Source organism: Roseateles sp. (assembly GCF_046300915.1).
Taxonomy (GTDB): Bacteria; Pseudomonadota; Gammaproteobacteria; order Burkholderiales; family Burkholderiaceae_C; genus Kinneretia.
Genome location: NZ_JBKCLH010000226.1, coordinates 1 through 14,129, shown reverse-complemented (window position 1 = coordinate 14,129; position 14,129 = coordinate 1). Strand labels below are relative to the sequence as shown.

Genomic DNA, 14,129 nt, shown 5'->3' with positions numbered 1-14,129 from the left:
TGAGATAATCCGACCATGACGATCACCATCAAGACCGGCGCCGACATCGAGGGCATGCGCATCGCCGGGCGCCTGGCTTCCGAAGTGCTGGACATGCTGACCCCCCATGTCAAGCCCGGGGTCAGCACCGAACAGCTGGACAAGCTGGCCCATGACTACATCGTCAATGTGCAGAAGGCCATTCCCGCACCGCTGAACTACCAGCCGCCGGGTTACACGCCCTACCCCAAGTCCATCTGCACCTCGATCAATCACCAGGTCTGCCACGGCATCCCGAATGACCGCCCCCTGAAGAACGGCGATATCGTCAACATCGATGTCACCGTCATCAAAGACGGCTGGCACGGGGACAACAGCCGCATGTATGTGGTGGGCGAAGGCTCCATCGCCGCCAAGCGCCTGTGCGCCTTCACCTACGACGCCATGTGGAAGGGCATCCAGAAGGTCAAGCCCGGCGCGCGCCTGGGCGATATCGGACACGCCATCCAGACCTTCTCGGAAAACGCCGGCTTCTCGGTGGTGCGCGAGTTCTGCGGCCACGGCATCGGCAAGAAATTCCATGAAGAACCCCAGGTGCTGCACTATGGCCGCCCCGGTACGCTGGAGGAACTGGTGCCGGGCATGATCTTCACCATCGAGCCCATGATCAATGCGGGCCGGCGTGAGATCCGCGAGATGGGCGACGGCTGGACCATCGTGACCAAGGACCGTTCGCTCTCCGCACAGTGGGAGCACACCGTGCTGGTCACCGACAGCGGCTACGAGGTGCTGACCCTGTCGGCCGGCAGCCCGCCGCCGCCTGACTTCATCACGGCCGCGGCCTGAACCTCCTCACCCCCATGAGCCAGGGCCCGGATATCGCCGAGCTGCGGCGCCAGTTCAAGCAGGACAAGCAGGCCCTGCTGGCCAGCTTCCTGCAACAGAAAGCCTCGGTCACGGCGGCTCAGCGGCTGATGCGCCAGTTGGCGCGCCAGGTTGATGCCACGCTGCAAGCCTTGTGGGCTCAGGCCGGCCTGCCCGCTGGCACCGGCCTGGTGGCCGTGGGCGGCTATGGCCGCGGCGCCCTCTTCCCGCATTCCGATGTCGATGTGCTGCTGCTGCTGCCCGACGGCATGGAGGCCCATCAGCCGGGCGCGCTCAAGAGCGCCCTGGAGAGCTTCATCACCGCCTGCTGGGATGTGGGGCTGGAGATCGGCTCCTCGGTCCGCACCCTGGGCGAGTGCATCAGCGAGGCCGCTGGCGATGTGACGGTGCAGACGGCCATGCTCGAAGCCCGGCTGCTGGCCGGCGACAAGGCCCTGTTCAAGCAGTTTGAGCGCCGCCTGATGCAGGCCATGGATGCCCGGGCCTTTTTGCGCGCCAAGCGCCTGGAGGCCCAGCAGCGTCACGTCAAGTACGACGACACGCCCTACGCCCTGGAGCCCAACTGCAAGGAAAGCCCGGGGGGACTGCGCGATCTGCAGATGCTGATCTGGATCGCGCGCGCCGCCGGACTGGGCAAGACCTGGCACGCGCTCAGCACCCGAGGCCTGATCACGCCCTTCGAGAGCCGGCAGCTGCAGCGCAACGAGGGGCTGCTATCCCTGATCCGCTGCCGCCTGCACGCGGTGGCCGGTCGGCGCGAAGACCGTCTGGTCTTTGACCTGCAGACGGCCGTGGCCCAGAGCTTTGGCTATGCCTCCACCGACAGCCAGCGCGCCTCCGAGGTGCTGATGCGCCGCTACTACTGGGCGGCCAAGGCGGTGAGCCAGCTCAACCAGATCCTGCTGCTCAATCTGGAAGAGCAGATCATGGGCTCGCAGCAAGCCCTGATGCGCCCGATCAATGAGCGCTTCCTGGACCGTGCCGGCATGCTGGAAGTCGTCAGCGACGACCTGTACGAGCGCGAACCCCACGCCATCCTGGAAACCTTTCTGGTCTACCAGCAGACCCCTGGCATCAAGGGTCTCTCGGCCCGCACCCTGCGCGCGCTCTACAACGCCCGCGAGCTGATGAACAGCGCCTTCCGGCGCGATCCGGCCAACCGGGCCCTGTTCATGCGCATCCTGCAGCAGCCCGAGGGCCAGACCCATGCCTTCCGGCTGATGAACCAGACCTCGGTGCTGGGGCGCTACCTCTGGGTGTTCCGCCGCATCGTGGGCCAGATGCAGCACGACCTGTTCCATGTCTATACCGTGGACCAGCACATCCTGATGGTGCTGCGCAATGTGCGCCGCTTCTTCATTCCGGAGCACGCCCACGAGTACCCGGCCTGCTCCCAGCTGGCGGCCCAGTTCGACAAACCCCATCTGCTCTACATCGCCGCCCTCTTCCATGATGTGGCCAAGGGCCGCGGCGGCGACCATTCCGAGCTGGGGGGCACCGAGGCGCGGCGCTTCTGCCGCGAGCACGGCCTGTCGCGCGAGGACACGGCCCTGGTGGTCTTCCTGGTGCAAGAGCACCTGACGCTCTCGCGCGTGGCGCAGAAGGAGGACCTCTCCGACCCGGACGTGGTGGCAGCCTTTGCCAAACGCATGGGCGATGCGCGTCGCCTCACCGCGCTCTACCTGCTCACCGTGGCCGATATCCGCGGCACCAGCCCCAAGGTCTGGAACGCCTGGAAGGGCAAGCTGCTCGAAGACCTCTACCGCCTGACCCTGCGCGCCCTGGGCGGGGCCAAGCCCAATCTGGATGCCGATATCGAGGCGCGCAAGCAGGAGGCACGCCAGCTGCTGGCCCTGCATGCCATGCTGCCCGACACGGAGGCCGGACTCTGGGCCACGCTGGAGCTCAGCTACTTTGCCCGGCACGAGGCGGGCGAGCTGGCCTGGCATGCTCGCTCGCTGTGGCGCCATGTGGATGGCGGTGCGCCCGTGGTGCGGGCCCGTCCCTCGCCCGTGGGCGAAGGCCTGCAGGTACTGGTCTATGCGCCGGACCGCCAGGATCTGTTTGCGCGCATCTGTGGCTACTTCGACGCTGCGGGCTTCAACATCCTGGACGCCAAGGTTCACACCACGCGCAGCGGCTATGCCCTGGACACCTTCCAGGTCATCAGCCCCGATCTGGACCTCAATCACCGTGACCTGGTCTCACTGGTGGAAGCCAAGCTGGCGCAGGCCCTGAACAGCGAAGGGCCGCTGCCCGAACCGCGGCGCGGACGGCTGTCACGCCGGGTCAAGAGCTTCCCCTTCACGCCCCGCATCGCCCTGCGCCCCGATGAGAAAGCCCAGCGCTGGCTGCTGTCCATCAGCACCAGCGACCGTGCCGGCCTGCTTTACGCCATTGCCCGCGTGCTGGCGCGCCACGGCATCAATCTGCAGCTGGCCAAGATTTCCACCCTGGGCGAACGCGTGGAAGACACCTTCCTGGTCGATGGCCCGGCCCTGCAACAGAACAAGAGCCAGTTGCAGGTCGAGACCGAGCTGCTGGACGCGGTCTCACTGCAAACATGACTCACCCCCTACCGGCTTCGCCGGCCCCCTTCGAGGGGGCACACCCGCAGGACCGGCAAAGCCGGATCCTCGGGCGTCGCTCGGTCAAGCCAGCGGATCACTGAGATGTCATTGGGTCACCTGATCAAGCCCGAGGAGGCGCTGTCCAACCTCCCGCAGTTCGACGCCATCATCGATGTGCGCTCGCCTGCCGAGTACGCCGAAGACCATCTGCCTGGCGCGATCAGCCTGCCCGTGCTGGACAACGAGGAGCGCCGCATCGTTGGCACGCTCTACAAGGAGTCGCCCTTCGAGGCCCGCAAGCTGGGTGCCGCCCTGGTGGCGCGCAATATCGCCCGTCATCTGGACGAGACCCTGCGCGACAAGCCCAAGCACTGGCGAGCCCTGGTCTACTGCTGGCGCGGCGGCCAGCGTTCGGGCGCCATGAACTGGTTTCTGGGCCAGATCGGCTTTCGCTCCCGCCAGCTGCAAGGCGGCTACAAGGCCTATCGCCAGCAGGTGCGCGAGGATCTGGAGCGTCTGCCCCTGGGCCTGAATCTGCATGTGCTGTGCGGCCGCACCGGCAGCGGCAAGACACGCCTGCTGCAGGCCCTGGCCGCCGAGGGCGCCCAGATGCTGGATCTGGAGGGCGCGGCCCGTCACCGCGGCTCGGTGCTCGGCGGCCTGCCCGGCGCGGCCCAGCCCAGCCAAAAAGCCTTTGATTCCGAGCTCTGGTTGCAGCTGCGCGGCCTGGACCGGGGCAAGCCCGTCTTCGTGGAAAGCGAGAGCCGCAAGATCGGGCAGCTGCGCGTGCCCGAGGCCCTGCACCGCCAGATGCGCGAGCAGGGCCATTGCCTGTGGGTGGAGATGCCCGAGGCGGCGCGGCTGGAGCTGCTGATGCAGGACTACGCCCATTTTCACGCCGCGCCCGAGGCCTTCTGCACTCTGCTGGACGGGCTGGTGGAGTTGCGCGGGCGCGAAACTGTGCGGCGCTGGCAGGCCCAGGCCCGCGCCGGCGACTGGGCCGAGGTGTTTGGCGCGCTGATGCGCGAGCATTACGACCCCGGCTACGAACGCTCCCTGCAGGGACATTACCGTCTCTTGCCGCAGGCGGTCACAGTCCGGCTTGAGGGTAGTGGTGAGACCCAGCTGCGGGCCGCTGCGCGATCGCTGATACTGGGCTGAAGCACCGGCCTGGGCCTCAGCCGGCTCGGGCAGGCCCGAGCCTTGACCCGCATCAAGGCCCTTCCCGGATCTCACTGGCAGCATGCCCCCCCAAGATGCGAAGCACCGAAAAAGCCTTGCAGGAGTCCCGCGCCTTTGGCGTACGCCCCATCCCCATGCTGCGCCCGCTGGGCTGGCTGGCGCGCGGCTGGCAGGATCTGAAGGCCTGCCCCGGCCCTTCCCTGTTGCAAGGCTTGCTGCTGGCCCTGGCGGGCGGCCTGATCCTGTTCTGGGCACGCCATCATTTCTGGCTGCTGGCCGTGGCCTTCTCGGCTTTTCTGCTGGTCGGGCCCATTCTCGCCACCGGCTTCTACGCCATCAGCCGCGCCCTCGAACGAGGCGAGCAGCCCGGCTGGCATACCGTGCGCAAGGCCTGGAAGCCGCAGCGCGAGCGCGGCGGCCGTCTGGTCATCTTTGGCCTGCTGCTGGCTTTTGCCGGCGCGGGCTGGGTCATCACCTCCGCCTCCCTGATCACGGCCCTGGCCACGGCGCCGGTGGACACACCGCTGGACTTTGCACGCCATGTGGTGCTGGATGAGCGCAGCATGCTCTTCGAGATCTGGCTGGGTCTGGGTGCCCTGCTGGCCGCCCCGGTTTTCGCCTCGACGGTCGTGGCCATCCCCATGCTGCTGGATCGCGACATCTCGGTGCTGGGCGCCGTCTACACCAGCTGGCGCGTGGTGATGGAGCACCCCGCACCCGTGGCCCTGTGGGCCCTGCTGCTGCTGAGCCTCAGCCTGCTGGGCATGCTCACGCTGATGCTGGGCCTGATTCCCCTGCTGCCGCTGCTGGGTCACGCCAGCTGGCATGCCTACCGCGACCTGGTGCGAGCCCTCTGATGTTTGGTTTCAGCGAAGAGCAGATTGCCACCTTCGGCCTCAGCTTCGGGGTCGGGGCCTTCATGCTCTATATGGTGTTCATCATCGTCCAGCTGGCGCGCGAGTCCAAGGCGGGCCGTTTCGGCACCTTCATCCTGCTGCTGGGCCTGGGTTTTGGCCTGGTCGGCTATGCCGCCAAGGGCGTGATCAAGTACTTCCTGGGCGGCCTGGAGCACTGAAGCCCGTCCCCGGCTCAGAGCAGCGCGCTGTACCAGCGCAGATCCAGCAGCTTGCGGGTCAGCTGGTGACTGCGGCCCTGCGGATCCACCAGATCGCGCAGGATGTCGAAGTGGTTCAAGCCCGGCAGTTCCTCGCAATGGGGCACCACGCTCTCGCCCCAGGCCTGCCGCAGCAACTGATTCTGGCGCCGGAACTCCTCGCTCTCCTGGGCGCCGACCACGCAGTAGACCGGCGCCTGGGGCGCCGGAAAATGCACCGGCGAGAGCCGTCGCACCGCGCGCGCATCCAGGCCAAGATCAGCCTGCAAAAAAGGCGTGCGGCGAATCGGCGCCAGATCATGCAAGCCCGAAATGGACAGCACGCCCTTGACCAGATGCCGCGGCAGATCCCGCCCCACGGCCTTCCAGTCGCAGCAGGCCAGCATCGCCGCCAGATGTCCCCCGGCTGAATGCCCGACCAGGATGATGCGATTGGGATCGCCGCCGTAATCGGCCACATGGCGCCAGGTCCAGGCCAGCGCCTGACAGAGCTGCAGAGCGATGTGCTCGATGCTCACCGCGGGACAGAGGGCGTAATTGGGCACGATCACCAGGGCACCCTCATCGCTGAACACGGGCGCGATGAAGGAATGATCCGACTTGTCCAAGGCGCGCCAATAGCCCCCATGCAGGAAGACCAGGACGGGCGCAGGCTGATCGACCTGGGCCGGAAACAGGTCCAGGCGCTCACTCGGCGCAGCGCCGTAAGCCAGATCCAGCGTCGCTTGCGGCGAGAGTTCCCGGCTCAGGGCCGAAGCCTCGGTCCAGCGCGCCATGATGCTGACGCTGTCGGGCACACGAGCCCGGTTGTTGTACTGCTCATCGAACCACTGCGGCGACGCGCCAGACATGGACACTCTCCTTGAGTCGAGCCCTGGGATTCTCTGCATCGTGCGGCCGACGCCATGCTTCGCGCCGCCCGGCTGGCCCCGAGTGTCGCAAAGCAAGCCCCGCCGGCTGTGGCAGAAAACCCGTAAGGTCCCCCACGAGACCGGGTGGGACAAGCTCAATTTCGCAGCGCTATACTGGCCCGCGCCGTAGGGGGTGTACTCAGCTGGGAGAGCGTCGCGTTCGCAATGCGAAGGTCGAGAGGTCGATCCTCCTCCCCAACACCGCATCTCAAGGCCTTGATCTTCAAGGCCTTTTTCATTGGCCGATTGCAAGCTCTCGCTCAGAAGGCGTGGCGAGAGTTCTCACACAGAAGCTGTCGAGGCTGGCAATGAGTTGGATTTATCTGGTTCTGGCGGGTCTGCTTGAAATTGGCTGGCCCGTTGGCCTGAAGATGGCGCAGGCGCCTCAGACACGTTGGTCAGGCATCGCGATTGCCGTGGCATTCATGGCGAGCAGCGGATTTTTCCTGTGGCTGGCCCAGCGCCATATTCCCATGGGCACGGCCTACGCCGTCTGGACCGGCATCGGTGCGGCGGGCACCTTCATGGTCGGCGTTCTGGTCTATGGTGATCCGAGCTCGCTCATGCGCTATGTCGGGGTGCTGCTCATCGTGGCCGGTGTGGCCACCTTGAAGCTGGCGCACTGACGCCCTACCCCAAAACGCGGCCTCGTGGCGCCGCCAAGCGCCATGCTGGCGCGGGCGGCGTGCCACGCCTGTCTGGGCTGGCGATGGAAAAGGGGCCTAGCTGACCTTGCTATCGAGCGGGAACTTGCTGCAGCCCAGGCGGGCCGAGATGTCGCGGCTGGCGTCCTGCAGCATCTTCACCACCTCCGGGGCCTTGGCCTCGTCGTAGCGGAAGGTGGGAAAGCTCACGCTCATGCCGGCGATGGGCTGGCCCAGGCGGTCGAAGATGGGCACGCCCAGGCAACGGATGTGGTCGTCGAACTCCTCGCGGTCCTCGCCAAAGCCCTGGGCCTTGACGCGTTCCAGCTCGGCGGCAAAGGCCGCAGGCTCGACGATGGTCTTGTCGCGAAAGCGCTTGAACTCCGCGCCCTGAAGCACGCGCTGGCGCCGCTCGGGATGCTCCCAGGCCATCAGCACCTTGCCGATGGCCGTGCAGTGGATGGGCGCGCGCCGGCCCACGCGGGAATACATGCCCAGCATGTGGCGCGAGTCGACCTTGTGCACATAGATGATCTCGGAGTCGATCAGGGTGCCCAGGTGCACGGTCTCGCCGGTGGCGTCGGCCAGCATCTGCATATGGTGCTTGGCCAGTTCCACCAGATCGGGATATTGCAGGGCCTTGGCGCCGAGCTCGAAGGCCTTCATGGTCAGACCGTAGCGCTCGCTGTCGCTCTCCTGGCTGACATAGCCCAGGGTCTTCATGGTCTGCAAAAAGCGGTAGACCGTGGCCTTGGGCATGGCCAGACGCACCGACAGATCGGAGATGCCGGTATCGCGCTGCTCGGACAGGGCCTGCAGGATGGCGAAGACCTTGAGCACCGCCGCCACCGATTCGGGCTGTTGTTTGCCGCCCTCGTTCAGATCGTCGTCCATGCCGTTTCGCTTTGTTTGGTCTGGCGTTTCAATTGGACTGGATTATTGCACCGGCGCCGGCACGCACCCGCTGCGCCACGGCCTCGGCCGGGTCCAGCGGGCCGCGCAGCAGCGGGCTCCAACCCGGCTCTTCGATCAGCGCGGCCTCGGGATGGGCCTCGCGCAGCAGGGCCATCAGATCGATGGGCCGGCCGTTGTGCAGGGAGCCGCTGTCGCGCAAGCCCTGACCCTTGAGCAGGCGCACGAGCTGGCGGCTGGGGATGTCGGGCGAGGTCTCGAAGACATTGGCCTCGCTCACGATGCGCGAGCGCAGGCCCACGCCGATGGAGTAGGCATAGGCATGGTCCCCGCCGCCGGCCGCCGCGCTGCGGCCCACGAAGAGGTTGTTGTAGAGGTGAACCTGGCCGTAGCGCACCCGCGGCGTGCGCTCCTTCACCGCCTCCCAGAGGTTGTGATGGAAGCTCACGCGCAGCCGGCCCTCGTCCTGGCGGTGGGCGTCGCTGCCGCCCACCAGGGTGGTCTTGTCGTGGCGGCTGAAGCGGTTCCAGGACACGGTGACCAGATCGGACTGCTGGGTGATGTCCAGCAAGCCGTCGTGATGCTGCAGGGGGCGGCCCAGGGCCACACGGGCCTGGCCGTCCACGCGCGGGCCGTCGTCAAAGCTGCAGTGGTCGATCCACACATGGCGGGCGCCGCGCAGGGCCAGGGTGTCGTACTCCGAGTTCCACTCGCCCGCCGCGTTGTCATTCGGGTCCCAGGCGGGGAAGAAGTCGTAGGCATCGGCGAAATGCAGGCCGCGCAGGATCAGGTTCTGCACCCGCTCCAGCAGCACCATGCCGTTGATGAAGCCGGCCTCGGGGCCCACGCCGATCAGGGTGGTGTTGGAGGGCAGACGCAGCACCACGCGCTCGGCCTGGCGCCGCACCGAGCGCTTGCGCGCTTCTTCCAGCGGCCCCTCGGGCGGACGCCGGCCCCAGCGCGCGGGGTCGTAGGCATGAACGTAGGCCTGGAAGTCGAAGTCCGGGTCGCGGTAGTCCTCATAGCCCAGCGGCCGGTCCTGCGCGTCGCGGCTGAGGTCGATGCGGCGGTGCAGGCGGATGATCTTGGGCCGGCTGCCCGCCGCCAGCGCCCGCTCCAGCTCGGCGCGGTTGTGCACCTCGTACACATCCTCGGGCGCCGCCGCGCTGCCGCCCGTGGTGCCGCCCTCGGCCGCGCCCCAGCCGTCATCCAGCGCCAGCCGTTCGCGGCCCCAGTCGCGCGGGGCGGCGCGGTTGTTGAATTCGCTCAGGCGGTTGATGCCGGCCTCAAAAGGGCGGCGCGCGGTGCTGGCCGCCCAGGGCCCCAAATGCGGACCCAGCTCGCTGTCGCGGATCAGGGCCTGGCCGTTGGGCCGTGCGTGGGCGGGCAGATCGGCGGGCCAGCTGCCGGGCTTCACGCCCTGGTCCCAGGCGCGGCCCAGGGAGGCACTGCCGGCCTGCAGGCCGGGCTCGGCCCGCATGCGCACGCCGCTGAGCAGAAAGCCGTAAGGCTCGCTCGCCAGGGTGCTGGGCGCCAGCACATGGCCCGGATCGCCCGGCGCACGGCGGCCGGCGCGTCTGAGGACGGCGCCGCCCTCGATCACCAGGCTGGCATTGCCGAAGATGAAATCCACATCGCCGGCGATCAGGCTGTCGCGCACATGGACGCGGGCCGGGCCCGGACGCTGCGCCTCGCGGGCGACGTAGAAGGTGTCCTGATGGCCCAGCAGCTCCAGCTGCTGCAGCTGGTGGCGGTCGCCCTGCAGCAACAGGGCCACGGCCTGGGCGCCGCCGCGCTCGCCCGCGCCGGGCGGATAGCCCTGGCCCAGGCGGACACCGTCCATCGCATCATTGACGATGCGCAGGTGCAGCAGCTGGATGCCCTCGCCGATCAGGGCCACGCTGGCGCTGCCGGCCGTGCCATAGCTCGCGGCCTCGGCCGCGCCCACGCAGGCCTTCGCCGCCTGCCCCACCGGCTTGGGCTGGGCGCTGTAGCGCCCCTCCACCAGGATGGGCCGCGGTGCGGCCGGATCGCCGTAGAGCGTGAACGGCGCCTTGCCGCGGGCGCACAGCGGCTCGCGGTACACGCCGGGCTTGACGAGGATGTAGCGCCGCCGCCCCTCCCCGGCCTCGGCGGTCGGCAGGGCATCGAGCGCGGCCTGCACCGTGCGGTGCGTGCCGCTGCCATCGGCCGCCACGACGAAGTCGGGCCGCCATGCACGCGCGTCCAGAGACTCCGGCTGCCAGCCCTGCAGATAGTCGGCAACACGGTGGTGCGCAGCTTGCTCGGCCGCCATCTGAGGCCGAGGCTGTGCGTGCACCACGGCAGCAGCCATGAGCAGCAGCGCCAGCGCGGCCAGTCTCATGCCTGTACGTCGGCCAGGTACAGCGCCGGCTCGCCCTCGGCGTCGCAGCTGTAGAGCACCTGCTTCTCGTCGGGCGTGAAGCTGGGGTGCGGGTGCGTGACCTGGCGGCTGTCCTTGTAGACGCCCCAGCTGCTGTCGTGGCGGGCAATCGGGCGGGTGGTGCCGGCCTTGAGGTCGAAGAGGTGCAGATAGGGGTCGCCCGTGAGCATCTCGTTGCTGGCGCTGGCGTCGCCGGTGGCCGGCCCGCAGCCGTCGCCGACGATCAGGCTGCCATCATGGTTGCTCATCAGGTGGGAGCATTGCGGCATCGCCGTGAGCAGCCTGTTCTCCAGCGTCACCGGATCCAGGCTGTAGATCCAGCGCTCCGGCGCGTCGTGCTGGTAGCTCACATAGATCATGGCGCTGCCATCCGGCACCCAGAACTCGTGGGTGCAGCTCTCGCCCGGCGCGTGTTCCTTGCCGCAGCGGCGGTTCGTGCCGTCCTCGTTGATGAACCACATGCGCGCATCGATCAGATCGTGCGGCCCCTCGTGGCAATAGGCCACGGTGTTGTCGTCAAAGGGGCGGTATTGCGGGTGACCCAGCCAGCCGCGCTGCTCCAGGATCACGCGGCGCTCGCCGGTGGCCAGGTCCACGCTGAAGAGCCGGCAGCGGGGTTGGCGGTGGAACATCTCGTTGAACTTCTGCCAGGTGTTGAGCGGGAACCAATCGTCGGCATGGATCTCGATGCCCACCATCTTGGTACAGGCGCTGTTGCTGACCCAGGTGCCATAGCCCACCCAGCCCTCGGGCACGGTGTAGACCACCTCCTCGCTGAGGTCGGCCAGGCTCAGGCGGATCAGCCGGCGCTCCTGGCGCACGAAGTACAGATATCTATCATCCGGCGAGAGAAAGCCGCCAAAGGTGTTTTCACCCGGCTGGTCCGTCAGCTGCAGCGCCACCTGGTTATGCAGATCCAGCAGGTGGTAGTTCCAGTCCTTGCCCGCCGGATGATCGAAGCCGCCGGCAAAGAGCAGCTTGCTGCCGTCATTGCTGAAACACTTCTGATAGAAGTAGTTGCGGTGGCAGGTCACGTCCAGGGGCGTGAGGCGCGTGACGCGGGCGCCGGTGTCGGGGTCTCGGCGGCTGATGAAATTGAGCTGGCGTTCGGTGCGCTTCATGGCTTCACTTGATGCGGTTGAGCAGGGCATTGCCCTCATCGACCAGGCGCTTGGCAGCGGCCGCGGCCGTGGTCTTGCGGTAGGCGACGGTCTCGAAGACCTCGCGCATGAACTTGTGCAGCCGCGCATGCTCGAACAGCGGCGAGGGCATGGGCACACGACCCGCCTGGCGCTGGGCCTTGATCTGCTCGTAGGCTGCCAGCTCCAGCGGCGGCAGCTTGCCGGCCTGCTGCAGCAGCTCGAAACTGTTCTTGGCAGCTGGCAGGCCGCGGCTGCGGCCCAGCACCTGGGCGGCCTCCGCGTCGGTCAGCAGGAAGTTGATAAAGCGCGCGGCCAGGGCCGGCTGGCGGCTGTTGCGGCCCACGGCATACATCAGCGTGGGGCGGCCGAACATGCCGCTGTTCTTCGCGCCCGGCAGGGTGGGGAATTCGCCCAGCACCAGCTTCTGCTGCTTGTCCAGGGTGGAGTTGCGCAGCGCGATCACCGAGTCCCAGGTGTAGTTGCCGGCCCAGCGGCCCTGCACCCAGTCCTGCTGCTGCTCGGTGGGCTTCTCGGCGCCGCCCAGAGAGGCGCGCAGCGGCAGCGGCACGGCCACATGCTCGTTCACCAGGCGCTCATAGACCTGTACCCATTCCAGGGCCGCGGCCGGGCTCATGGCCACGCGCGGCGCCGTGGGGTCCACATAGGGCGTGCCGTACTTCTGCTGCACCCAGCTCTGGGCCAGCAGAATCATGTCGTAGAGCTCGCCATCGATGGGGTAGGCCTTGTCGCCATACTTGGCGCGAAACACCGGGCCGGCGGCAAAGAGCTCGTCCCAGCTGCGCGGCAGGGCCAGACCGGCGCGCTGGAAGGCGGCCTCGTTCCAGAGCATGACGCGCGCGCTGTAGGACACCGGCAGGGCATTGAGCTTGCCCGCCACCCGGCCCATGGCCAGATCCTCGGCCTCGAACTGGTGCAGGGCCAGGTCTTGCCGATGGGCATCGAGATCGGTGAAGCCATTGCCGCGCTTGCTGAACATGGCGAGCCAGGCCCAGTTGATCTGCATCACGTCCGGCTCGGAGCGGCCGGCGATCTGGGTGGTGAGCCGTTCCAGATAGCCGTTGAAGCCCATGTACTCGGCCTTGATCTTCACGCCGGGATGGCGGCGCTCGAACAGGGCAATGGCCTTGAGCGTGGCCTCATGGCGAGCCGCGCCGCCCCACCAGGAGAAGCGCAGCACCGTGGGGGCCTGGGCGTAGGCAGCCAGGGGCAGCGCGGCGGCGCCCAGCAGAAGATGACGTCGGTCCAGCATCACAGCAAGAGATTGGCGCCGCTGGCGGCATCGAAGACATGGGCCTGGGCCAGCTGCAGCCAGAAGGCGTGCGGCGTGCCGCGCGGCTGCGCGACCAGATCACCCAGCTGATCGGCCGGCACACGGGCGCTCATGGGCACATCGCCAATGTCGAAGTGCACAAAGATCTCGCTGCCCATGTGCTCGGTGAACCGCAGCGTGCCCGGCACCTGGGTGGCGCCCGGGCGCGGCAGCACCGAGACATGCTCGGGCCGCAGGCCGAACTTGATGGAGGCGGCGCCCGCCGGCCGCCCCTGCAGCCTGGCCGCCTTGGCCGCCGGCAGGGGCAGGACCTGGCCGCCCAGCAGCACGGCCAGGCCGTCGTCCAGGGCCTGCAGGCGCGCGTCGTGGATGTTCATCTCGGGCGAGCCGATGAAGCTGGCCACGAAGGCATTGGCCGGGCGGTCGTACAGCGCGGTGGGCGTGTCCACCTGCTGGATCACGCCTTCCTTGAGCACGCAGATGCGCTCGCCCATGGTCATGGCCTCCACCTGGTCGTGGGTCACGTAGATGGTGGTGGCGGGCTGGCCCGACTCGCGCAGAGTGCGGTGCAGCTCGGTCAGACGCACGCGCATGCTGGCGCGCAGCTTGGCATCCAGATTAGACAGGGGCTCGTCAAACAGGAACACATCGGGCTTCTTGACGATGGCCCGGCCCACGGCCACGCGCTGCGCCTGGCCGCCGCTGAGCTGCTTGGGGTAGCGGTCCAGCAGATGCTCCATCTCCAGCAGCTTGGCGGCCTGGCGCACGCGCTGGTCCACCTCGGCCTTGGGCGTGTGGGCCAGCTTCAGGCCGAAGGCCAGGTTGTCATAGACCTTCATATGCGGGTAGAGCGCATAGTTCTGGAACACCATGGCGATGCCGCGCTGCTTGGGCGCCAGCTCGTTGACGGTCTTCTCGCCGATCTTGAGCTCGCCGCCGCTGATGCTCTCCAGCCCGGCAATCATGCGCAGCAGGGTGCTCTTGGCGCAGCCCGAGGGGCCGACGAACACCATGAACTCGCCGTCGCGCACTTCCAGGTCCACGCCATGCACGGCCTTGAAGCCGTTGGGGTAGACCTTTTCTATCTTGTTGAGG

The 14,129-nt window shown here is 67.7% G+C and carries 12 protein-coding genes; 6 read left to right on the top strand and 6 right to left on the bottom strand.

Features of this window, described 5'->3' with window-relative positions:
- Nucleotides 1-15 precede the first annotated feature (15 nt).
- The 5 genes from map to ACK5F2_RS16995 all read left to right on the top strand — a co-directional run bounded on the left by map (nucleotide 16) and on the right by ACK5F2_RS16995 (nucleotide 5,691).
- Nucleotides 16-825, top strand: a complete 810-nt coding sequence (map, locus tag ACK5F2_RS17015; protein ID WP_133604776.1) for a type I methionyl aminopeptidase — start codon at nucleotides 16-18, stop codon at nucleotides 823-825.
- A gap of 14 nt (nucleotides 826-839) precedes the next feature.
- The gene (locus ACK5F2_RS17010) at nucleotides 840-3,431 is read left to right on the top strand and encodes a [protein-PII] uridylyltransferase (protein WP_409866789.1); all 2,592 of its coding nucleotides are present in this window, start codon (nucleotides 840-842) and stop codon (nucleotides 3,429-3,431) included.
- A 105-nt stretch (nucleotides 3,432-3,536) separates the two neighbouring features.
- Nucleotides 3,537-4,595: a tRNA 2-selenouridine(34) synthase MnmH gene (gene mnmH, locus ACK5F2_RS17005; protein WP_409866787.1), complete on the top strand. Its 1,059-nt coding sequence runs from the start codon at nucleotides 3,537-3,539 to the stop codon at nucleotides 4,593-4,595.
- A gap of 95 nt (nucleotides 4,596-4,690) precedes the next feature.
- Nucleotides 4,691-5,473 (top strand): DUF2189 domain-containing protein, encoded by a 783-nt coding sequence (locus tag ACK5F2_RS17000; RefSeq protein WP_409866784.1) that lies wholly within the window; start codon nucleotides 4,691-4,693, stop codon nucleotides 5,471-5,473.
- On the top strand, nucleotides 5,473-5,691 hold the full coding sequence (locus ACK5F2_RS16995; protein ID WP_409866781.1) for a DUF2788 domain-containing protein: 219 nt from the start codon (nucleotides 5,473-5,475) through the stop codon (nucleotides 5,689-5,691). Before ACK5F2_RS17000 ends, ACK5F2_RS16995 begins: the two co-directional genes overlap by 1 nt.
- A 14-nt stretch (nucleotides 5,692-5,705) precedes the next feature.
- On the opposite strand, the gene ACK5F2_RS16990 is transcribed toward ACK5F2_RS16995, so the two are convergent.
- Nucleotides 5,706-6,581 carry an alpha/beta hydrolase gene (locus tag ACK5F2_RS16990; RefSeq protein WP_409866779.1) on the bottom strand — a complete coding sequence of 292 codons (876 nt, stop codon included), beginning with the start codon at nucleotides 6,579-6,581 and terminating at the stop codon, nucleotides 5,706-5,708.
- 368 nt (nucleotides 6,582-6,949) lie between these two features.
- Between ACK5F2_RS16990 and ACK5F2_RS16985 the strand changes: the two genes are divergently transcribed.
- Complete coding sequence (locus tag ACK5F2_RS16985; RefSeq protein WP_409866777.1) at nucleotides 6,950-7,267, top strand: DMT family transporter; 318 nt, start codon at nucleotides 6,950-6,952, stop codon at nucleotides 7,265-7,267.
- Nucleotides 7,268-7,363: 96 nt separating this feature from the next.
- Here ACK5F2_RS16985 and kdgR read toward each other — a convergent pair whose 3' ends face one another.
- The 5 genes from kdgR to ACK5F2_RS16960 form a co-directional block, all read right to left on the bottom strand.
- The gene (kdgR, locus tag ACK5F2_RS16980; RefSeq protein ID WP_409866774.1) at nucleotides 7,364-8,179 is read right to left on the bottom strand and encodes a DNA-binding transcriptional regulator KdgR; all 816 of its coding nucleotides are present in this window, start codon (nucleotides 8,177-8,179) and stop codon (nucleotides 7,364-7,366) included.
- A gap of 28 nt (nucleotides 8,180-8,207) precedes the next feature.
- Nucleotides 8,208-10,562 carry a pectinesterase family protein gene (locus ACK5F2_RS16975; RefSeq protein ID WP_409866772.1) on the bottom strand — a complete coding sequence of 785 codons (2,355 nt, stop codon included), beginning with the start codon at nucleotides 10,560-10,562 and terminating at the stop codon, nucleotides 8,208-8,210.
- Entirely contained in the window at nucleotides 10,559-11,722 is a 1,164-nt protein-coding gene (locus ACK5F2_RS16970; protein WP_409866770.1) for an oligogalacturonate lyase family protein, read from the bottom strand. Before ACK5F2_RS16970 ends, ACK5F2_RS16975 begins: the two co-directional genes overlap by 4 nt.
- 4 nt (nucleotides 11,723-11,726) lie before the next feature.
- Nucleotides 11,727-13,013: an ABC transporter substrate-binding protein gene (locus ACK5F2_RS16965; RefSeq protein ID WP_409866767.1), complete on the bottom strand. Its 1,287-nt coding sequence runs from the start codon at nucleotides 13,011-13,013 to the stop codon at nucleotides 11,727-11,729.
- Nucleotides 13,013-14,129: ABC transporter ATP-binding protein (locus ACK5F2_RS16960; RefSeq protein WP_409866765.1), on the bottom strand; the 1,117-nt coding region annotated here is incomplete at its 5' end. The genes ACK5F2_RS16960 and ACK5F2_RS16965, both read right to left, overlap by 1 nt.

Coding starts and splice junctions, on each gene's coding strand:
- map (WP_133604776.1), top strand. CDS start 16: ATGACGATCACCATCAAGACCGGCGCCGACATCGAGGGCATGCGCATC.
- ACK5F2_RS17010 (WP_409866789.1), top strand. CDS start 840: ATGAGCCAGGGCCCGGATATCGCCGAGCTGCGGCGCCAGTTCAAGCAG.
- mnmH (WP_409866787.1), top strand. CDS start 3,537: ATGTCATTGGGTCACCTGATCAAGCCCGAGGAGGCGCTGTCCAACCTC.
- ACK5F2_RS17000 (WP_409866784.1), top strand. CDS start 4,691: ATGCGAAGCACCGAAAAAGCCTTGCAGGAGTCCCGCGCCTTTGGCGTA.
- ACK5F2_RS16995 (WP_409866781.1), top strand. CDS start 5,473: ATGTTTGGTTTCAGCGAAGAGCAGATTGCCACCTTCGGCCTCAGCTTC.
- ACK5F2_RS16990 (WP_409866779.1), bottom strand. CDS start 6,581: ATGTCTGGCGCGTCGCCGCAGTGGTTCGATGAGCAGTACAACAACCGG.
- ACK5F2_RS16985 (WP_409866777.1), top strand. CDS start 6,950: ATGAGTTGGATTTATCTGGTTCTGGCGGGTCTGCTTGAAATTGGCTGG.
- kdgR (WP_409866774.1), bottom strand. CDS start 8,179: ATGGACGACGATCTGAACGAGGGCGGCAAACAACAGCCCGAATCGGTG.
- ACK5F2_RS16975 (WP_409866772.1), bottom strand. CDS start 10,562: ATGAGACTGGCCGCGCTGGCGCTGCTGCTCATGGCTGCTGCCGTGGTG.
- ACK5F2_RS16970 (WP_409866770.1), bottom strand. CDS start 11,722: ATGAAGCGCACCGAACGCCAGCTCAATTTCATCAGCCGCCGAGACCCC.
- ACK5F2_RS16965 (WP_409866767.1), bottom strand. CDS start 13,013: ATGCTGGACCGACGTCATCTTCTGCTGGGCGCCGCCGCGCTGCCCCTG.